At 47.5% G+C, this 19,625-nt stretch carries 17 protein-coding genes; 7 read left to right on the top strand and 10 right to left on the bottom strand.

Annotated elements, in window-relative coordinates; translation table 11 throughout:
* The first annotated feature begins 149 nt into the window (after positions 1–149).
* The 4 genes from J3U76_RS08495 (at position 150) to J3U76_RS08480 (ending at position 4,138) form a co-directional block, all read left to right on the top strand.
* A complete protein-coding gene (locus J3U76_RS08495) occupies positions 150–572 on the top strand; it encodes a GNAT family N-acetyltransferase (RefSeq protein ID WP_208005536.1) in 423 nt (140 codons plus the stop codon).
* 18 nt (positions 573–590) lie between these two features.
* Positions 591–1,286 carry a pseudouridine synthase gene (locus J3U76_RS08490; RefSeq protein ID WP_208005535.1) on the top strand — a complete coding sequence of 232 codons (696 nt, stop codon included), beginning with the start codon at positions 591–593 and terminating at the stop codon, positions 1,284–1,286.
* A 69-nt stretch (positions 1,287–1,355) separates the two neighbouring features.
* Positions 1,356–2,816, top strand: a complete 1,461-nt coding sequence (locus J3U76_RS08485; RefSeq protein ID WP_208005534.1) for a mannose-1-phosphate guanylyltransferase/mannose-6-phosphate isomerase — start codon at positions 1,356–1,358, stop codon at positions 2,814–2,816.
* 89 nt (positions 2,817–2,905) lie between these two features.
* Positions 2,906–4,138: a glycosyltransferase gene (locus tag J3U76_RS08480; RefSeq protein WP_208005533.1), complete on the top strand. Its 1,233-nt coding sequence runs from the start codon at positions 2,906–2,908 to the stop codon at positions 4,136–4,138.
* 24 nt (positions 4,139–4,162) lie between these two features.
* Here J3U76_RS08480 and J3U76_RS14615 read toward each other — a convergent pair whose 3' ends face one another.
* The gene (locus tag J3U76_RS14615; RefSeq protein WP_208005532.1) at positions 4,163–6,460 is read right to left on the bottom strand and encodes a putative bifunctional diguanylate cyclase/phosphodiesterase; all 2,298 of its coding nucleotides are present in this window, start codon (positions 6,458–6,460) and stop codon (positions 4,163–4,165) included.
* 281 nt (positions 6,461–6,741) lie between these two features.
* Complete coding sequence (locus J3U76_RS08470) at positions 6,742–7,476, bottom strand: endonuclease/exonuclease/phosphatase family protein (protein ID WP_208005531.1); 735 nt, start codon at positions 7,474–7,476, stop codon at positions 6,742–6,744.
* A gap of 171 nt (positions 7,477–7,647) precedes the next feature.
* Here J3U76_RS08470 and J3U76_RS08465 point away from each other — a divergent pair, with 171 nt between their 5' ends.
* Complete coding sequence (locus J3U76_RS08465; RefSeq protein WP_208005530.1) at positions 7,648–9,246, top strand: BCCT family transporter; 1,599 nt, start codon at positions 7,648–7,650, stop codon at positions 9,244–9,246.
* Between the two features lie 83 nt (positions 9,247–9,329).
* Here J3U76_RS08465 and J3U76_RS08460 read toward each other — a convergent pair whose 3' ends face one another.
* Positions 9,330–10,256 carry a DMT family transporter gene (locus J3U76_RS08460; RefSeq protein WP_208005529.1) on the bottom strand — a complete coding sequence of 309 codons (927 nt, stop codon included), beginning with the start codon at positions 10,254–10,256 and terminating at the stop codon, positions 9,330–9,332.
* A 110-nt stretch (positions 10,257–10,366) separates the two neighbouring features.
* Between J3U76_RS08460 and J3U76_RS08455 the strand changes: the two genes are divergently transcribed.
* On the top strand, positions 10,367–11,236 hold the full coding sequence (locus J3U76_RS08455) for a LysR substrate-binding domain-containing protein (RefSeq protein ID WP_208005528.1): 870 nt from the start codon (positions 10,367–10,369) through the stop codon (positions 11,234–11,236).
* 128 nt (positions 11,237–11,364) lie between these two features.
* Positions 11,365–11,745: a VOC family protein gene (locus J3U76_RS08450; protein WP_208005527.1), complete on the top strand. Its 381-nt coding sequence runs from the start codon at positions 11,365–11,367 to the stop codon at positions 11,743–11,745.
* 100 nt (positions 11,746–11,845) lie between these two features.
* Here J3U76_RS08450 and cyoE read toward each other — a convergent pair whose 3' ends face one another.
* The 7 genes from cyoE to J3U76_RS08415 form a co-directional block, all read right to left on the bottom strand.
* Positions 11,846–12,733: a heme o synthase gene (cyoE, locus tag J3U76_RS08445; RefSeq protein ID WP_208005526.1), complete on the bottom strand. Its 888-nt coding sequence runs from the start codon at positions 12,731–12,733 to the stop codon at positions 11,846–11,848.
* Between the two features lie 171 nt (positions 12,734–12,904).
* Positions 12,905–13,222 carry a cytochrome o ubiquinol oxidase subunit IV gene (gene cyoD, locus J3U76_RS08440; protein ID WP_208005525.1) on the bottom strand — a complete coding sequence of 106 codons (318 nt, stop codon included), beginning with the start codon at positions 13,220–13,222 and terminating at the stop codon, positions 12,905–12,907.
* Positions 13,219–13,842: a cytochrome o ubiquinol oxidase subunit III gene (cyoC, locus tag J3U76_RS08435; protein WP_208005524.1), complete on the bottom strand. Its 624-nt coding sequence runs from the start codon at positions 13,840–13,842 to the stop codon at positions 13,219–13,221. The genes cyoD and cyoC overlap by 4 nt, the downstream gene beginning before the upstream one ends.
* On the bottom strand, positions 13,842–15,818 hold the full coding sequence (gene cyoB / locus J3U76_RS08430; protein ID WP_208005588.1) for a cytochrome o ubiquinol oxidase subunit I: 1,977 nt from the start codon (positions 15,816–15,818) through the stop codon (positions 13,842–13,844). The genes cyoC and cyoB overlap by 1 nt, the downstream gene beginning before the upstream one ends.
* A gap of 5 nt (positions 15,819–15,823) precedes the next feature.
* Positions 15,824–16,786 carry a ubiquinol oxidase subunit II gene (gene cyoA, locus J3U76_RS08425; protein ID WP_208005523.1) on the bottom strand — a complete coding sequence of 321 codons (963 nt, stop codon included), beginning with the start codon at positions 16,784–16,786 and terminating at the stop codon, positions 15,824–15,826.
* A 256-nt stretch (positions 16,787–17,042) separates the two neighbouring features.
* The gene (locus J3U76_RS08420; protein ID WP_243454152.1) at positions 17,043–17,456 is read right to left on the bottom strand and encodes a hypothetical protein; all 414 of its coding nucleotides are present in this window, start codon (positions 17,454–17,456) and stop codon (positions 17,043–17,045) included.
* Positions 17,457–17,893: 437 nt separating this feature from the next.
* Positions 17,894–19,435 carry an acetyl-CoA hydrolase/transferase family protein gene (locus J3U76_RS08415; RefSeq protein WP_208005522.1) on the bottom strand — a complete coding sequence of 514 codons (1,542 nt, stop codon included), beginning with the start codon at positions 19,433–19,435 and terminating at the stop codon, positions 17,894–17,896.
* Positions 19,436–19,625 lie beyond the last annotated feature (190 nt).

The following is a 19,625-nucleotide window of genomic DNA, read 5'->3' as shown; positions in this document are numbered from 1 at the left end:
TTCAGAAAAACCAACAGCAGCCCGATACTTGCTGTTGGTTTTTAAGCGATGACCCTGAGCTTGCGTTATAGCTGGCTCTTATTACCGCTTGCCTGCACTTTGTGGCAAAAAATATTTAACTTTTAATATTATTTAACCAAGGGACCACTATGTCAGATATTCAGATTGTGGCTTACGACTCCACCCATAGCCCAGCTATTCGCGCCATTCGCGAGGCAGTATTTATGCAAGAGCAAGGGGTATCGCTGGCGCTTGAATTTGATGGGCGAGATGACTCAGCCATACAGGTACTAGTGGCGGTAGACGGCCAATATGTGGGAACTGGCCGTATGTTAGATGATGGTCATATTGGCCGTATTGCCATCTTAAAAAGCCACAGAGGCCAAGGCTTAGGTGCCAAAGTAGTACAAGCGCTGGTGGCCGAAGCCACACGCTTAGGCTATCAAAAAGTATATTTAGGCGCGCAAACTCATGCGGTCGACTTTTATGCCAAACTCGGTTTTACCGCCTACGGTGATGAGTTTATGGATGCGGGCATACCACATTTAGCGATGGAACAATTTTTAGCATGATGCAGCTTGAGGTATTAAATGCGCCTCGATAAATTTATTTGCCGCAGTACTGCATTAGATCGCACTCAAGCCAGAGCCACAATTACAGCGGGTCAGGTTTATGTGAATAATATAGTGATCACTGACATCGCCAAGCAAGTACATGAGAACAACCAGATTACCCTAGAAGGTCAGCCTCTCGTTGCTCGCCCTGCGCGCTATCTTATGTTTAACAAGCCTGCAGGCACTTTATGCTCCCATAAAGATGGCGCTTATCCGTCTATTTTTAACTGGCTAACCATGGATGAATCTGCAGAGTTACACTTAGTTGGGAGGCTCGATGCCGATACCACAGGCTTGGTGCTGTTAACCGATGATGGGCATTGGTCTTATCAGCTCACGCATCCCAATTATGGTTGTAGCAAAACCTATCGGGTACAGTTAAGAGACCCGCTGGCAGCCAACACCGCTCAAGTGTTTAGCCAAGGGTTAACATTGCAAGGTGAAACTAAACTCACTCTGCCAGCTCAATTACAGCAAGTTGGCGCCAAAGAAGTACGGTTAACCATTACCGAGGGGCGCTTTCATCAAGTAAAGCGCATGTTTGCCGCCGTGGGTAATAAAGTGGTGAGCTTACACCGCGAGCAAATTGGCAAAATCTGCTTAGATGTGCCGGTAGGAAAATGGCGTTATTTAACGCAAGATGAAATCAATAATGATAGCGTTAAGCTGTAAGCTGTAAGCAAGCGGCCCAACCCTAATGTTGGCCCTATCTTCTGTTATTTAACGTAAAAGAGTTTCTGTATGTTATTTCCAGTGATTATGGCAGGGGGCCACGGCACCCGACTTTGGCCACTGTCTCGCCAGCAGCACCCTAAGCAATTTTTGCCTCTACTCACGCCGCACGTTTCTCTACTGCAAAGTACACTCGCTCGATTAGCAGGGCTAGACATACAAACGCCACTGCTTATTTGTCATGAAGAACACCGATTTTTAGCGGCGGAACAAGTACGACAATTACCGGATATACAGGCGCAAATAATGCTAGAACCCGAGGGGCGTAATACTGCACCCGCGCTCGCGCTAGCTGCCTTGTATGCCGAACAACAGATTGCTTGTACACCCGTGCCACATAAAGCAGAAGATGCCGATGCTATTATACTGGCGCTGCCCGCCGACCATGCGATAACAGATACGTCGGCTTTTCAGGCTGCCATTCGCGCGGCACTACCACTAGCAAACGCCGGCAAGCTGGTTACTTTTGGCATTAAACCCACCCATGGCGAAACCGGTTATGGCTATATTCAATGTGGGGAAGCCATTACAGATACCACTGGGTTTGAAGTTAGCCAATTTGTAGAAAAGCCCGCCCAAGACACCGCCAATCATTATGTGGCAAGTGGTGAGTATTATTGGAACAGTGGCATTTTTATGTTTAATGCCAAGAGCTACCTGCAAGAATTAGTGCATTGTCAGCCGCAAATATTAGCCGCCTGTGAAGCGGCTTTAGCCCAAAGTGAACGCGATCTCGACTTTATTCGCCTCCATAAAGAAGCCTTTCTTGCCAGCCCTAATATCTCTATTGATTATGGCGTTATGGAGCACACCCCCCACGCGGCAATGGTTGAGCTTAATGCAGGTTGGAATGATGTCGGCTCTTGGTCAGCATTAGCACAACAACTCACCCCCGACGCTCAAGGCAATACCTTGCGCGGCGATGTGCTCACCCAGCAGGTGAGCCAAAGCCTGATTATGGCTGAACATCGATTAGTTGCAGCATTAGGGGTGCAAGATGTGGTGATTATAGAGACCAAAGATGCGGTATTAGTGGCACATAAAGACCATGAGCAAGATATCAAGCAGCTGGTGGCACAGTTGGCAGCCGATGGTCGCAGCGAGCATATTTTGCACCGTGAATGCCACCGCCCTTGGGGTAAATTTGATGCCATAGACAATGGCGAGCACTATCAAGTAAAACGTATTACTGTAAATGTGGGTGGGCGCTTGTCGTTGCAAAGGCATCAGCACCGCGCCGAGCATTGGGTAGTGGTAAGCGGTACGGCTAAGGTTACCCAAGGCGAGCAAATACGTTTCGTCACCAAGAATCAGTCGGTGTATATTCCCGTCGGCGAGTTACATGCCCTAGAAAATGCAGGGCCAACGCCATTAGAATTAATAGAAGTGCAAACTGGGGCTTACTTAGGTGAAGACGACATAGAGCGCTTTGCAGACAGTTATGGCCGAGAACACAAAGCAGTTAGCTAAATACACTAAAACTAAAGCTATTTTTCTGTGGATTCCGTGGTAAAGAGCTTTTTGATCTTTTACAGTCGGCTAAATAAAGAAGGTTATTAATGAAAAAAGTATTGGTGATTGGCTATGTGTGGCCCGAACCTAACTCCTCGGCGGCGGGTAGCCATATGCTGTCGATTTTGCGGCTGTATAAACAACAAGGCTGGCAGGTTGAATTTGCCACCCCAGCACAGCCAACCGAACACATGATTGACTTAAATGCTGAGGGCATTAGTAGCCAAGCGATCACACTAAACTGTGACAGTTTCGATACTTATATCGCCCAATACGCGCCAGATATCGTAATGTTCGATCGTTTTATGATGGAAGAACAATTTGGCTGGCGAGTAGAAAAGCAGTGCCCAAAGGCCTTAAAAATACTCGATACCGAAGATTTACAGTGTCTGCGTCAGGCGCGCCACCAAGCCCATAAGGCCGAACGTGCCATGAGCACAGCGGATTTATTTAGTGATATTGCCAAGCGAGAAATTGCCGCTATTTTGCGCTGTGATCTGTCACTGATTATTTCTGATGTTGAAATGCAACTACTGCAAGACACCTTTAAGCTTGATGCTCGCTTATTACATCACCTGCCGTTTATGGTTGATTTAGCCAACTTACCGACTCACACCGCACACTTTGACCAGCGCCAGCATTTTATGACCATAGGTAACTTTCGCCATGCCCCTAACTGGGATGCCGTCTTGTATCTACAACAAATTTGGCCACTGATCCGCAAGCAGCTTCCCAGCGCCGAGCTGCATATTTATGGATCTTACCCGCCCCCCAAAGCCACCGCCTTACATAATCCTAAAACCGGCTTTTTAATCAAAGGCTGGGCAGATGATGCCTTTAGCGTGATGGAGCAAGCACGCGTATGCTTGGCCCCCTTGCGCTTTGGTGCCGGCATTAAAGGCAAGTTATTAGATGCCATGATCATGCAAACCCCCAGTGTTACCACTCCTATTGGCAGCGAAGGCATGCATGGCGACAAACCTTGGCCTGGCACGATTGCCCAAGATGCTCAAGCGCTGGCCGATGCTGCGGTGGCTTTATATCAAGATCAAACACGCTGGCAACAAGCGCAACTGCACGGCACTGCCTTGTTACAACAAGGATATAATGGCGCGACCTTAGGGGCTGCGTTAATTAGCCATATTGAGCAAATAGCCCATCAGCTTGATGAACACAGATTAGCGAATTTTACCGGCAGCATGCTACGACATCACAGCATGATGAGCACCAAGTATATGTCACAATGGATTGCCGCTAAAAACGCCTTACCAAGACGTTAACAGCAAACTCGCCTATGAGTATATCTAAGAAGAGGAGCTTGGCTGCTGGCTCAGCCAGCTTTCAAATTCAGCCAGCGGCATAGGGCGGCCAAATAAGTAGCCCTGAAAGTGTAGGCAGTCTAAGCTGAGCAGTTTTTGGTATTGTGCTTGGGTTTCTACGCCTTCAGCGATCACCTCTAAATCTAGGCTGTCGGCTAATGCACAAATGGCTTTAATGATGGCCTCACTGCTATCCTCTATTAGTAACGCTCGCACAAAAGACTGATCAATTTTTAGTTGGTTAAGTGGCAGCTTTTGTAAGTACGCCAACGAAGAGTAGCCAGTACCAAAATCATCGATAGAAAAGCGAATGCCTAACTTTTTTAGTTCCTGCATACGCGCTATGGCGGTGGTCATATCATCAAACAGCATGGTTTCTGTTAGCTCTAGCTTTAACTGACGCGGATCGGCGCCTGATTCTGCTAAAAACTGCAATATCATTTCTACAAAGTCTGTTCTGTAGAGCAAACGTGCACTTAAATTAACCGCCAAACGCAGTGAGCTAGTTGTGGAGGTCTGTTGCCATAATGCCAGCTGCAAACACGCTTGGCGGAGCATTTGTAGATCAATTTGCTCAATTAACTCTGCCTGTTCAGCAACTGAAATAAAGTAGTTAGGGGTTAATAGCCCGCGCTCGGCATGCTGCCAACGTGCTAACACTTCTGCCCCTGTTACTTGGCCTAACTCATTTAACTGGGGCTGAAAATAAGGGATAAACTCTTGGGCCTGTAAGCCACGGCGAATATCGTCTTCTAATAATAGGCGCGCATTCACTTCTTCCTGCATGGCAGGGTCAAAACAACGTATACTTTGTTTACCTGATGCTTTGGCCTGATGCATGGCAATTTCCGCATGCTGTATCAGCTCATTACTCGAACTGCTGGCATCTTTAAATAAAACAACCCCAATGCTGGCACTGCTGGCATCTTTAAATAAAACAACCCCAATGCTGGCACTGCTATATAGCTTATTATCGGCTACCTGATAAGGCTGGCTCAGTAACTGATTGACGCGCATCGCATATTGCTCAGCCCGCATTAAGGCAGGTTCGTGCGAGACACTTAAGTTCTCTGTCATAATCACAAATTCATCAGCCCCTAAACGCGCCAATGTATCGTTAGAATAAAGCACACGACTGAGTCGCCTTGCCACTTCTAACAACACCTGATCGCCCGTTTCATGGCCATAAAGATCATTAATACTTTTAAAACCGTCTAAATCAATAAACAGCAAACAAGCATAACGCTTATTATTTTCTGTGAAATTAATGGCCTGTTGAACTCGGTCAAAAAGTAAGCTGCGATTAGGTAAGCCGGTAAGCTCATCAAATGAGGCTAAATGATGAATACGTGCTTCAGCCGCTTTACGCTCACTAATATCTTCCATTGATGAGACATAATGAGTGATCTTACCCTGAGCATTACGCACCGCACTCATTGATAGCCAAGCGGGATAAACGTCGCCACTTTTACGGCGGTTCCATATTTCTCCTTGCCAACGCCCAGCGGCGGCTAACTGCTGCTGCATCTGTTCATAAAAAGCAGCATCATGGCGCCCAGAGTGAAATATGCTCGTACTTTTACCCACCACTTCTTCAGCCTCGTAACCGGTAACGGTAGTAAAAGTTCGGTTTACTCTTAAAATACGACGGTCTTTATCGGCTACTATCATCACTTGTCTTACTTCAAAAGCGGTAGCAGAAATTTGTAGCTCACGTTCATTATGATGACGACGCTTAATATCTTCTAACATCCACCCCAAGCACACTGTGGTTAATGGCATCACTAACAGCATAGCGATACCTGCTTGTACTGCTATCTCTCCCGCGGCTGGCAACAACAAAAAGTGCCCAAGCAAGCTTAAATGCACCAATAGGCCAAAACAAAATAGCGAGATAAGCCCGTTGCCTACTTTGTTGTGTTGGTATAAATGACGATAAAGTAGGCCAAATAATATCGATCCCCCAATAACAACCAAGCCGCCCGTCATACCAGCGCCACCAAGCCACAGGCGGTAGCTGGCTGCAATTATACCTGCAATAACGGCAACTAATGGGCCACTCACAAAGGCTGCGATACTTAGTACCACAGAGCGCGCATCAAACACCCAGCCATTATCAAACGTCACCGCTATCATCATTCCAATAGCACAGGTTAGGCCAAAGATCACACCGCTAATCACTTTAGCAACGCTGTTATTACGTTCCCAGCGACGGATGTTTAAAGTCATCAACCAGCACAGTGCGAGTAATAACGCAGAGTGCTCCACAAACTGGATAATCAAAAATAATCACCTTTGAGTTTTTACTTGCGTTACGCAAAGGTAGTGAAAAGACAGTCGAGCATCTAAACACAGTTATCATTCGCTTAGGTTACGCTAGATCAAGCTTAAAACTTAACACAAATAGGCTTTTATATTACTTATCTCACCTTCTCACAGATTAAAAGTTACACATAAGTTATTGTAATATTAGGGGTTGTTTTATCATTACTGCTACCAATTTGGCTAGTTATTTTTAACCATAAAGAGTCACTACCAGCCAGCGCAACCTGTTTATTTATCGTTTAACGCGAAAACTGAGCATAAATGGGGTTATGATCTGAAACGGTAGGGGTGTTGATGGCAATCGCTGATTTAAGTTTTAAGTCTCGGTAAAAGATAAAATCTAACGGCTGATTACGGTAGGTTTTAATGTATTTGGCATCTTCCATCACCGCTTTTTTAAGCCCCATAGCACGGCAAAACTGCGCTAAATATAGGCGGCGCGAGCGGCTCCATACGTTAAAGTCTCCGGCGACGATTAACGGTCCTTTATGCTGCAATAATATTTGCCTTAAAATGGCAATTTCTTGGTGAAACTGGCCATGGCGCACAAAGTTAATGGCATGAATATTGGTCACCAATAAAGTATCGCCACCCTGCAATGGATGATGAGTAATCACTTGGCTTTTATGAGTGGCAAAGGTGAGCTCTCGCCCCTGACTTAATACAGTGGTGATATCGTCAAAAGCGCATTCGCCCGCTGTTAGCACACCAAACAAATGCGATTGTGTTTGAATATTAGGGGAGACGGCATAAGACCAGCCGTCTAAGCTTAACCGTTGGCTTAACGCCAGCTTAGCTTCTTGTAGTAGCAATAACCGAGTAGGAAACTGAGCGAGTAATTGCGTTAAACACAACTCAAACTCTGGGCTAAGCGTTAACTTCTGCGTGTTCCAACACATTACGCCCAACATATTGTCATCTAATGGTTGATGCTGGTGCACTAATTGATGAGGTGTCACGCGAGGACGAAGCATAAATTTAAATACCCTATCTTTGGTAAGCTGCTATTAAATTATCAGCTTAGACTTTATATATAACTCACCTAGTAAATCATATATAAGCTGCGGAAAAAAACAGCTGTTACTTCACATTTCACACCTAGCTATGTACAATTGGCGCGTTCATGCATTGAACAAAGTGAAGTAATGAACTCTTCTAAACCCCGAACGAACGACAAACGTCTCGTGGCCGGCCTAAGTGGTGGCTTCCTCCTAATCTTCGTAATACTCGCACTATTTGACCTTGAACAAATGACCCAATGGATCAATACCGGCTTTGCCTGGGTGATCGACGTTTTTGGTCCTATGTGGCAATTGTGGATGTTAGCTAACTTAGTCATAGCACTGCTGCTTGGCTTTACCCGATACGGCGACATACGCTTAGGTGGGCACATCACACCCGATGCCGCCACCTTTAAGTGGCTCGCGGTTATTATGTGTACCTTATTGGCAGGAGGCGGGGTGTTTTGGTCTGCCGCCGAGCCAATGTACCACTACTTAAGTACACCACCGACCTTTGCCGAAGCTGAAGGTGTGTCAAAAATCTCTGCCGGTTTAGCACAAAGCTTTTTGCACTGGGGCTTTATGGCTTGGGCGGCACTGGGTACTTTATCAGCCTTAATCGTAGTGTATGCACACTACCATAAAGGCTTATCTATGCGCCCTCGCGTGTTGCTTTACCCTATTTTTGGGGAAAAGATTGAAACCCATTGGATTGGTACTGTTGCCGATGTGGTGTCTATTGTCGCCGTTGCGGCGGGCACTATCGGCCCGATTGGCTTCTTAGCGACCCAATTAGGTTTTAGCTTTGAAGCGCTACTGGGCTGGCAAAATAACTATAGCCTGCAGTTAATGATCCTAGGTGGCTTAGTATTAATTTATACCATTTCAGCGTCAACCGGGATTGATAAAGGCATTCAGTGGTTATCTAGCGCTAACGTTGTTTTAGCCTTGGTGCTCATTGCCATGATCTTGTTATTTGGCCCAGGTGGCTTCATTGTTGACTCCTTCATGAACGGCATGGGCTTATACCTAAAAGACTTTATGCCGCTGGCCTTAGTTCGCCCTGAAGGCGATTGGATGGCTTGGTGGACCTTGTTTTTCTGGGGTTGGTTTATTGGTTACGGCCCTATGATGGCGCTGTTTATTGCCCGTATTTCTCGCGGTCGCACCTTGCGCGAGTTAGTGGTAGCCGTGGCTATTATGGCGCCATTAGTAACTAACTTCTGGTTTGCTGTATTAGGTGGCGCGGGTATCTTCTATGAAGAAACAACCGCAGGCGTTATTTCAGCTCCGTTAGAAGCAGGTGGCCTACCCGCAGCCCTTCTGGGTATTACCCAGCAATTGCCTTTTGCTGAATTTATGGTGCCCGCCTTCTTGGTGTTAACCATTGTTTTTGTGGCAACCACAGGTGACTCCATGGCTTATGCTATTGCTATGGCCATTAGTGGTGATCATACCCCTCGTACTCGTGACCGTATTTTTTGGGCACTCACCATGGGCTTAGTAGCAGCAGTATTGCTACGCATGGGAGAAGGCGGTATTAACGCGCTGCAATCCTTTATTGTTATCACTGCCGCCCCGGTTTCGTTATTACTGTTACCGGTACTTTGGACAGGCCCGCGTATTGCCCATATTATGGCTTATGAGCAAGGCATAGTGCCCCATAAAGAGCGCCACAGTGATGAAGAAGATACCCTAGACCCTGTTGGTCGACTTAAAGAAGAGGAAGAAGCAACCAAGTAAGCTGTCGTCTCTTACTGCTATCTACCAATGCCGAAGCCTAAGCTTCGGCATTTTTTTGGCAGCGTCCTAATCACTTTCTCTATTTAGATCGCGCCCCCCGATGGCTGCTTTCTGCGCTTCATTGAAGCAATAATAGCGCCAGCCACCACCAGCAGTGCAGCCACTGGCAATCGCCAATCCGGTGCGGCTATACCTGCAATCACCAAAAAAGCCGCAGCCAATACCGGCACCGCATAGGCAAGACTCCCCACCAATGCCGCAGGGCCACTGCGCAATGCTAAGTCCCATGCCACCATTGCTAACCCATAAGGCCCCAGCCCCAAGGCGACACCGGCCGCTAACGCACTTCCTGAAGGTAGGCCAGCGGCTCCACCTAATAATATATCGCCAGCCGCCGCCCCACTCGCCGCAATTAAAAACAAAGTGGGCATCATAGGCGCAATGGGCACAGGGGCAACCTGACAAATCCAAGAATATAAAGCCCAACAGCAAGCCGCTAGTAAAGCCAAAGCATAACCCAGACCATGCTCAGCGCCCCCTACATTTGATGATTCCGGTGACAATAAAATAGCGGCGCCACAAAACGCGGTAAGCGCCCCCAGCAACACCGGCATGGATAGATGTCGATAAAACATCCAATGACTGATCACAATAAACATCACCGGCCAAGTATAAGTAATGAGTGCCGCTTCAGCCGCCGGAGCTTTACCCATGCCGGCCAAATAACTGCCTACTGCGCCCAGCATTAATGCCGGCACCAACCCATAAATAGCCAACTTCCAACGCATGGGCACAGCCGCTGTGTTTTGGCGTTGCTTATGGCGACGCAGCGCCATGGGTAAAGCGGCCAGCGCACCGCTAAACAAAGCGATACTGGCCAAGCGTAGCGGCGGCACCACACCTGCGGCATCCACCAACAAAGGGGCAATGGCCCACAGAATAACGGCGATCAATGCCGATAACACACTGAGAACAATCGAATGGGGTGAGGAAACTGCCAAATGACTCATCGTCGTTACTCCTGTCATGCTAGTGTTGTGAGTGAAGCTACGACTCTATACACTTTCAAAACATCACAAAATCGACATTATTTGATAACTATCATCACAAGGATTGATACTTGAGACGTCACATTCTTGATCTCAACACCTTGCATACGCTGGTGGTGCTGGCAGATACCGGCACGGTTACCAAAGCGGCAGAACGCCTTGCTTACACGCAATCGGCGGTGAGTATGCAGTTAAATCGTCTAGAGTCGGCTTTGGGGGTGGCGTTACACGAGCGCGATGGTCGTCGTATACGCCTTACCGCTGAGGGGCAAAAGCTGGTGGGGTATGCAAGAGAGATGCTGGCGCTCAATAACCAAGCCATTGACGACCTTCAGCAACGCCAAGTGTCTGGGGAGCTGAGTCTGGGTATTCCAGAAGATTATGCATTTTTACTGACCTCAGTGTTGTCGCATTTTAGTCAGTTATTTCCCGCCATTAGACTGCAAGTCATTTGTCGCTCGAGTGTAGAGCTTATCAATCAAGTACAAGACAGCACCCTAGATTTAGCCATAGTGACCCGTCAGGTTCGCTCACCAGGAGGCGAGGTGATCCGCCGCGAGCCATTAGTGTGGGCCGTGGGTGCCAAGGCGCAACCCTCTTTGAGTGATCCTATTCCGTTAGCACTCTACTCGCCGGGCGCCGATGTGTTTAAAGATGTAGCAGAGCAAGCCTTGGCTTCTGCTGGGCGCGACTGGCGACTGGCCTACTCTAGCCAGTCGATGACCGGATTAATGCCGGTGGTGGTGGCCGGGTTGGCGGTCGTAGTGGTCACGCGAAATATGCTGACCAGCCAACTGCGCGTAATTGACGAGCGCAGTGGCATGCCGCCCTTGCAGTCTGTTGAAATTGCCCTGCACAGATCTGTGGGGCGCCCTTCTGAGCCCGCGCGTCAGCTAGCAGATTTAATTCGCACCCATCTGGCGTCTCATGAACCCTTATAGCCGCCCCAGTGTGATTTATTCACGCTGCTTGCTCCATAAACGCCATTGCGTTGATTAACCACGGCACAAAACAGCGTTCGCTATACTAAATACTGGTGCCAGTTTCGGCCGCAGCCAAGGAGCTAGTCATGAAAGCGAATCCGATAGTTTGGTTTGAAATCTACGTAGCAGATATGACACGAGCACGCACTTTTTATGAAGCCGTGTTACAAATAACGTTAGAGCCTACAGAAAACAGGGCTGAAGATTGGCCCGATATGTGGATGTTTCCGGGTGAAGAAACCGCTAGCGGTGCTTGTGGTGCCTTGGTAAAAATGGACGGTGTCTCACCCGGAGGTGGCGGCACTTTGGTGTACTTTAGCTGTGATGACTGTGCCGAGCAGGCGAGTCGAGTACAAGCCCACGGCGGCCAAGTGATACGAGAGAAATTTGCTATTGGCCCCTACGGATTTATTGCCCTCGCTGCCGATACCGAAGGCAATATGATCGGCCTGCACTCTATGGACTAAATGGCGCCCAAATACCAAAATAAATGGATATAGAAAAGCCAAAGCAGTTGGATGAGCTGCTTTAGCTAAAGGGCACAACATCAAAAATAGAGCCTGCACCTTAGTGGTTCAACACCAACAAAGTGTCGGGCACGGCTTTAAAATCTAGCGCCATGGTTAGGCTAATGGCAGTAATGGTAATAATCGACAACACAAACACTCGCCGCGCCCAACCCTTTTCTTCTACACCTTTATAAAAACCATTAAAGGCCAGCACCAACCACCATAAACTGGTGGCGCACGATACCGCCATAAAGGTTAACCCAGTGTAGCCACTAAGCGGCAATAACGTCGTCACCAAACAAAATACGGCAATATAAAGCACGATTTGCCGCTTAGCTTTGGCAACACTTTCGGCTACAGGTAGCACCGGAATATTGGCCGCCGCATAATCTTGGTAGCGAAAAATGGCGATGGCATAAGAGTGCGGCATCTGCCACAGGCTGAACATCAACAGCAAGATGGCAGCTCCCATATCAAATTGGCCAGTTACGGCACAATAGCCCACCACAGGCGGCACAGCACCAGACAAGCTTCCGACCAGAGTGCCGTACACAGACTGACGCTTCATATATAAGCTATAAACACCCACATACACCACATAGCCCAATACAGCAAAGCTTAGCGCCACTGCGTTCGTGAATATCGCCAATACAAAAAAACCGATGACACCCAGTATCAGGCCGTAGATCAAAGCGGCGCGGCCCGACAATTCGCCAGTGACCGTCACTCGATGACGAGTGCGCTGCATGCGCACATCTATATCGCGGTCTATACAGTTATTAATGGCGCAGCCAGAGGCTACAACCAGCGATAAACCAAGCACGGTTGCCCACATCAAAGACCAGTCGATATTGCCGCGCGCCGCCATAAAAAAGCCGCCCGCCACAGAAATAAGATTGCCCATAATGATGCCGGGCTTGGTTACCTTTAAATAAGGTCGGATCATAAAATCCCCTCGGGATGCATATCCCGCTATGTATTTTCCCCTCAGTGACGATACAAACGACACCAAGTTCAGCAAAGAAGCCAAAGGGAGTTACTCCGCTAACCGTGACATGCCAAAGATGGCGTGTCGCAGGAGTAAACCCTTTGGCCGACGTTACTTATTTTATTTGCGTTACATCATCATTTCGTTAGAGCTAATGATGATCCACACCGATAAACCCACCACCATAATAATCACCAAAGCGGAGAACAAAAATGCCACCGTATTGGCCCGACTGTTAGGCTTAAAGCTCAGGTGTAAGAAGTATTTAAGGTGAACAAAAATTTGTACTATTGCTAACCCAACCACTACAAACAGCGTTTGGCTGCTGCTCATTTGGCCGGTCATTACCGCCCAAAATGGTATGGCGGTTAACAAAATAGACAGTACAAAACCTGTTAGATAAGAAGACACACTGCCGTGATCGGCGGTTATATCATGACTGCTCATGCCATTGCCCCTAATAAATAGACCACGGTAAATACACAAATCCACACCACATCAAGAAAGTGCCAGAACATGCTCAGGCAACTTAAACGCGTCAAGGTGCGAGGCTGTGTGCCTTTCATCACCAGCTCGACCATTAAGATAGCCATCCACACCAAGCCGGCAGTCACGTGCAAACCGTGCATGCCCACTAAGGTGAAGAAGGAACTCAAAAAGGCACTGCGACTGGGGCCCGCCCCTTCGGCGATCAGATGTTGAAACTCATACACCTCCATGGCGATAAAGCAGGCACCCAATGCAAAGGTCACCAATAACCACAGCAAAGTAGTACCACGCTTATGGTGATGACCGGCCAGCATGGCAAAGCCGTAGGTAATACTACTGACCAACAAGACACCGGTTTCCACTAGCACAAAGTTTAAGTCAAACAAGTCTTTGCCAGCAGGACCACCAGCGGTATTCATATACAAGACCGCATAGGTGGCAAATACAGAGGCAAACAACAAACAGTCGGTCATTAAATAGAGCCAAAAACCAAACAGCGTATTGCCACTGGTATCGTGATGCTCAGATGAGTGCGAGTGTGGCTGCACTTGATTGTTATCTATCGCTACGGCTTGCATCAGGCCTCCTTGATTTGGCTACGTATATGCGCAGACTCGATGGCGTTAACTTCATCGGGCTGTACGTAATAGTCGGTGTCACTGTCATAAGCGCGGCATAGAAATACCACAAAGCTGGCCAGCAAACTGGCAATCACTAACCACCAAATATGCCAAATGGCACCAAAGCCTGCACCAGTAATGGCCGCGGCAATCAGCACGCCCGTACTGGTGTTTCTCGGCATATGGATCGCTTGGTAGTCAGCCTGAGCCTGATAGGCACTGCCTTTTTCTTTCATATGGGTAAAGGCATCTATGTCTTCCACCATTGGCAGCTCGGCAAAGTTATAAAACTGCGGCGGTGAAGAGGTAGACCATTCCAGCGTATGACCATTCCAAGGATCGCCTGTCACATCAGGGTTTAGTTCGCGATCACGAAAGGCCTTATACAACTGATAGAACTGCACTGCGATTCCCACCAGAATAAACACAGCACCCACGGCGGCTAAATATAGCCAGAAGTTCCAAGCGGGGTTGTCGGTATGATTGATACGACGCGTCATGCCTAAAAAGCCCAGCACATACAAGGGCATAAAGGCTACGTAGAAACCAATCTGCCAGCACCAAAAGGAAACCTTGCCCAGCTTTTCATCTAAGTGAAAACCCATGGCTTTCGGGAACCAAAAGGCAAAGCCGGCCAAATAACCGAACACAGCGCCACCAATAATGGTGTTATGAAAGTGAGCAATCAAAAACAGACTGTTATGCAACACAAAGTCGGCACCGGGCAAGGCCAGTAATACGCCTGTCATACCACCAATAGTAAAGGTGGTCATAAAGCCCAACGTCCACAGTACTGGCACCGTTATGCGCAAACGGCCACGGTAAATAGTAAACAACCAGTTAAACAACTTAACGCCGGTGGGCACCGCAATAATCATGGTCATTACGCCAAAAAAGGCGTTAACGTTAGCGCTGGAGCCCATGGTAAAGAAGTGATGCAGCCAAACGATAAAGCCCAATACCGAAATGGCACCGCTGGCATACACCATGGAGTTGTAACCAAACAAACGCTTACCAGTAAAGGTAGAGATAATTTCAGAGAAAATACCGAATGCTGGCAGCACTAAGATATACACCTCGGGGTGACCCCAAGCCCAGAACAGGTTGATGTACATCATGGCATTCCCGCCTCCTTCATTGGTGAAGAAGTGGAAGTCCACATAACGGTCTAGCGTTAACATACCCAATACTGCGGTTAATATCGGGAAGGACGCGACGATCAAAATATTGGCCCAAGTACAGGTCCAAGTGAAAATCGGCATTTGCATCAACTTCATGCTAGGCGTGCGCATCTTAAATACGGTAACCAAGAAGTTCACACCGGTTAGCAAGGTACCGATACCTGAAATTTGCAAGGCCCAGAGGTAATAATCCACCCCAACCCCCGGACTAAAATCCATCTCGGACAGCGGCGGATACGCCACCCAGCCCGTTTTAGCAAACTCACCCAAGCCCAGTGAAATGTTCACCAATACCGCACCCGACACTGCTAGCCAGAAGCTAAGATTATTCAAGAACGGAAAGGCCACATCCCGCGCACCAATTTGCAAGGGCACCACTATGTTCATCAAACCAATCATAAATGGCATGGCCATAAAGATGATCATGATGACACCGTGGGCGGTGAAGATTTGATCGTAATGCTCCGGCGGCAAGTAGCCATCGGCACCATTGGTCGAGAGCGCTAATTGGGTTCGCATCATAATGGCATCGGCAAAGCCGCGCACCAACATCACAAACGCCAAAATAATATACATAATACCTAAACGCTTATGGTCTACCGACGTAATCCAGTCGCGCCACAACACCATCCACTTTTTATATTTTGTGATCAAAAAGGCAATCACCAAGGCGACAATTGCCACTACGCCCAGCGTGACCATAATAATAGGCTCATGGTACGGTACGGCGTCTAATGTGAGTTTTCCTAGCAAGGACATTATTTTTCAGTCTCCATGGTCATCTCATCGTTTATGTCGTGCATTGTGTGCGAGGCATCTAGGCCCTGCTCACTGGCCACGGCTTTTTCGCCGTGCATGCTCGGCATAAACTGATGCAAGATGTGGTGGAACATTCCTGGATTCACATTTGCGAAATATTGCACAGGGTTATTTTCGCTCGGCTTAGCCAGCTGCGCATAAGTCGCAGGGCTTAAGGTGTTGGGTGACTGTTTGAGCTTATTAACCCAAGCATCAAAGCCTGCTTCATCGGGTGTAGCTATGGCTTTAAACTGCATACCGCTAAAACCTTCACCACTGTAGTTGGCGGAGTAACCGTCGTAAGTGCCGGCTTCATTGGCAATTAAGTGCAGCTGGGTTTCCATACCGGCCATAGAATAAATTTGGCCACCGAGTTGCGGAATAAAAAACGAGTTCATGGTGGTGTCTGACGTTATCTTAAATTCCACCGGTACATCGGTAGGAAACGCCAACTCATTGATGGATGCCACACCTTGCTCAGGATAAATAAACAACCATTTCCAATTCAGTGACACAACTTCTACCACTATGTGATCTTTCTCATGCACCAATGGCTTGTAAGGATCCAAATCATGCGTAGAGCGCCAAGTTATGGTTCCTAGAATTGCCACAATAATGATGGGAATAATCCACACCACTAACTCGATTTTGGTGGAGTGCGACCACTTAGGTGTATAGATTTCTTGGGTGCGGCCTTCGCGATATTTCCACGCAAAAAACAGCGTCATAAAAATAACCGGCACCACCACAATTAGCATCAAGAGCGTGGCGATCACGATCAGGTGCTTTTCATCGACGCCCACTTGGCCCTTAGGGTCAAGCACGCCGCCTTGGCAACCGGCCAGCATTAAGGCGCTTGTGCCAGCAATCAACGCGGTTTTTAAAGCCGACAGTAATGAATTTCGAATAACTAGGTTTTGCATAAACAAGAACCCTTTCCCCTATTCCTTAAGGAATTACCTTATCGCCAAGCGATAAGACCATGAGAGGTATCCGTGTAGATGAATAAGCTACATTTGCGGGCATAAACCAAACAAGCAAATGCGCAATAATTAACAACACGCAGACCCAATATGGGGCAAACACTCGAATGCAGACGTCAACCAGTCTTTACTGTGTTAACTAACTAAAAGTCAGCAGCAAGCATCAGTAAAAGTACTTATTTGAGCCTAAGGAGTGCTAAAACCCAGAGAGGGCCAAAGGGGGAGCGCGGCAGCCGTGATCGGAGCGCAGTACGCTGTATTGTGGGAGCGGAGAGTCAAAATTGGGCTTAACCGAGGTTAAGCGTGGCCAATGCAGCGTTTGCAGCAGCAAATACAACAGCAATAATAGCCACTGCAGTAATAAAGGCACAAAGACGAGCAAGCTAGTAATAATAAGAGATTGAATAGTCTCTATGGGCAGTAAGTCACTAAGTTGAGCTTGATATTCAAGCACATCACCCGACAAACCGGCCCAAGATAATAACCATTCACTGATTACTTCTAACATCATCACCAAGCTAACCACGCCTACGCCATCCACGCCAATTTGTGACAACGACGCTATGTCGTGCCATTTATCAGTCAGCGTAAGCAAAGGTGTAGGGTTCAACGGCTAAGTCCGGTGGATAATGATAAGAAATGAACGGCCCTAAATGGGCTTTCTATTTAATTGTTATCGTTTTATTGAGTTGTAACAAATTCTGTTTACGCCTTTCTATTACAGGTAAGCTATTTTGTTACTTTTAGGTTAATGCTTAGATCTTGCTGGTTAAATCAGGAAAACCGCAGTAACTTGCGCAAATATCCTAACAAAACTTGATCTAGCGCACAACTATTCTAACAAAGCGAGGGTAGCCCTAATCGTAAAAAACAACTTTTAGTGCCGTATTGAATGCTCTGTCTTTCTGCTTACCTTTGCCAGAACATCGCCTTACACGCTTAACCCAGCGAGCAACACTGACTTACCTTTTCACCAAATATTAAAAATAATAAAAAAAGCCCGCTTAGCTATCGCTAAACGGGCTTTATATTTCACTTTATCTGTAACTATGCTTCAGCTTCGGCTAACTCTTGCTCTTTAATAAAGCTGCGCATACTGCCTTCTACATTCACCGCATGGTGCCACGACAGTGCTTTCTCTAAACAATGTGGGGTATGGCCACCGCGCTCACAGGCTTCATCAAAGTAAGCTTGCAATGCAGGGCGATAGCTAGGATCGACACAGTTATTAATAATCACTTGTGCACGTTCACGGGGTGCTAGGCCTCGCAAATCAGCCAAGCCATGCTCAGACACTAAAATATCAACATCGTGCTCGTTATGATCTACATGGCTAACAAAAGGCACAAAACTAGAAATATCGCCGTTTTTAGCCACAGACTTAGTCACAAAAATCGACATATGAGCATTACGAGCAAAGTCACCCGAGCCACCCACACCATTCATCATGCGCGTTCCGCACACATGAGTAGAGTTAACGTTACCGTAAATATCGGCTTCTAGTGCCGTGTTAACAGCAATAATACCAAGGCGACGCACCACTTCTGGCAAATTTGAGATTTCTTGCGGGCGTAAAATTAAACGGTCGCGATATTTATCTAGGTTATTCCACACCGTTTTGCCACGCTCTTCAGACAGCGTAATTGAACAGCCTGATGCAAAGTCCATTACGCCGGCATCGAGCAAATCAAAGGTACAGTCTTGCAGCACTTCTGAATACATGGTGAGGTTTTTAAAAGGGCCATGAGCAAAACCGCTCATTACCGCGTTCGCCATAGTGCCAATACCAGCTTGCAGCGGCAATAACGACGGCGTTAAGTGCCCCGACTCAACTTCATACGTAAAAAACTTAATTAAGTGATCCGCAATACTTTGAGTCTCTTCGTCTGGCGGCAATACCGTAGAAGGGCTATCAGGAATATTAGAAACCACAATGGCCGCAATTTTTGACGGATCAATAGCAATTTCAGTACCACCAATGCGCGAGTTAGGGGCAACCACGGGCACAGGCGTACGCTCGGGGCGCATTTCAGGGAAATACACATCATGCAAGCCTTGCAGCGCTAAGGGAGCAGCTAAGTTTAATTCAATAATGACCTTATCGGCATCCATAGCAAAACTGGCCGAGTTACCCAATGACGTAGTGGGCACAATGCCGCCGCCCTCGGTAATAGCGCAAGCTTCAATCACAGCCACATCAACTTTAGGCAACTGATGATTACGCAACTGCTCGACGGTTTCTGACAAGTGCTGATCAATAAACATCACTTTGCCGTCGTTAATCGCTTTACGCAATGTACTATCCACTTGGAATGGCATACGGCGTGCCAATACATTGGCTTCTGTTAACAAACGGTCTAGGTCATTACCCAAAGAAGCCCCTGTCATTAACGTAATAGACAGCGGGTTTGTTTTGGCCATTTCGGCCAACGCCATCGGTACGGCTTTCGCTTCACCGGCACGAGTAAATCCACTCATGCCGACCGTCATACCGTCTTTAATTAACGCAGCGGCTTGTTCAGCTGAACAGAGTTTGCTTTGCCAAGGTGCCCACTGGCAACGTTGTGCCGTGATTGCTTCATCAAACATTCTAAAGTCTCCTGCTACTGCGCCTGACTAGGTCTGCGCTAGGCATCGCTATACATTGTATATGCGCTGCATATTGGTTAAATCGTGTTGAATACCCAGACATTATTTACTCATGTCAAAAATAAACAAGCCGCTCTACGACTAAAAGACAATAGCGCAGCAACCGCAAAAAATGGGGGCGCAGCAGCAA

Source organism: Oceanisphaera pacifica, assembly GCF_017498065.1.
In the GTDB taxonomy this organism is placed as follows: Bacteria; Pseudomonadota; Gammaproteobacteria; order Enterobacterales; family Aeromonadaceae; genus Oceanimonas; species Oceanimonas pacifica.
The sequence above is the reverse complement of the archived record's forward strand: the minus strand, read 5'-3'. Positions and strand labels throughout refer to the sequence as shown.

Bases quoted from the DNA above. Each gene is read 5' to 3' on its own strand.
- J3U76_RS08495 (WP_208005536.1), top strand. From the start codon at position 150: ATGTCAGATATTCAGATTGTGGCTTACGACTCCACCCATAGCCCAGCT.
- J3U76_RS08490 (WP_208005535.1), top strand. From the start codon at position 591: ATGCGCCTCGATAAATTTATTTGCCGCAGTACTGCATTAGATCGCACT.
- J3U76_RS08485 (WP_208005534.1), top strand. From the start codon at position 1,356: ATGTTATTTCCAGTGATTATGGCAGGGGGCCACGGCACCCGACTTTGG.
- J3U76_RS08480 (WP_208005533.1), top strand. From the start codon at position 2,906: ATGAAAAAAGTATTGGTGATTGGCTATGTGTGGCCCGAACCTAACTCC.
- J3U76_RS08470 (WP_208005531.1), bottom strand. From the start codon at position 7,476: ATGCTTCGTCCTCGCGTGACACCTCATCAATTAGTGCACCAGCATCAA.
- J3U76_RS08465 (WP_208005530.1), top strand. From the start codon at position 7,648: ATGAACTCTTCTAAACCCCGAACGAACGACAAACGTCTCGTGGCCGGC.
- J3U76_RS08460 (WP_208005529.1), bottom strand. From the start codon at position 10,256: ATGAGTCATTTGGCAGTTTCCTCACCCCATTCGATTGTTCTCAGTGTG.
- J3U76_RS08450 (WP_208005527.1), top strand. From the start codon at position 11,365: ATGAAAGCGAATCCGATAGTTTGGTTTGAAATCTACGTAGCAGATATG.
- cyoE (WP_208005526.1), bottom strand. From the start codon at position 12,733: ATGATCCGACCTTATTTAAAGGTAACCAAGCCCGGCATCATTATGGGC.
- cyoD (WP_208005525.1), bottom strand. From the start codon at position 13,222: ATGAGCAGTCATGATATAACCGCCGATCACGGCAGTGTGTCTTCTTAT.
- cyoC (WP_208005524.1), bottom strand. From the start codon at position 13,842: ATGCAAGCCGTAGCGATAGATAACAATCAAGTGCAGCCACACTCGCAC.
- cyoA (WP_208005523.1), bottom strand. From the start codon at position 16,786: ATGCAAAACCTAGTTATTCGAAATTCATTACTGTCGGCTTTAAAAACC.
- J3U76_RS08415 (WP_208005522.1), bottom strand. From the start codon at position 19,435: ATGTTTGATGAAGCAATCACGGCACAACGTTGCCAGTGGGCACCTTGG.